General features: G+C 68.0%; 1 protein-coding gene. It reads left to right on the forward strand.

The annotated features are described in order from the left end of the window. The coding region (locus FS767_RS21690; RefSeq protein WP_144968164.1) for a methyl-accepting chemotaxis protein at positions 1-378 on the forward strand (378 nt) is incomplete at both ends.

The raw sequence follows: 378 nt of genomic DNA on the forward strand, positions 1-378 counted from the left end.
TATGCCCCGGTGACCCAGGCCCGCAACCTGGCCATCGTCGCCACCGTGGTAGCGGTGATCGCCATCATCCTGCTGCTGGGCTTCCTCATCCGCGTCCTGCTGCGCCCGCTGCATGACCTGACCCGCGCCATGGACGACATCGCCGAAGGCGAGGGCGATCTGACCCGCCGCCTGCCGGTGCAGTCCCGCGACGAATTCGGCGCCCTGGCCGAGGCCTTCAACAAGTTCGTGGCGCGCATCCACACCTCGATCCGTGACGTGGCCCAGACCACTGGCGAGCTGAATCAGAGCACTCGGCGCGTGCTGGAGTCTTCGCAATCGTCCATGCAGCAGTCGGACCTCCAGGCCCAGCGCACCACCAGCGTGGCCGCGGCGATC

This window comes from Pseudomonas sp. DE0010 (assembly GCF_007680745.1).
Lineage (GTDB): Bacteria > Pseudomonadota > Gammaproteobacteria > Pseudomonadales > Pseudomonadaceae > Aquipseudomonas > Aquipseudomonas parafulva_B.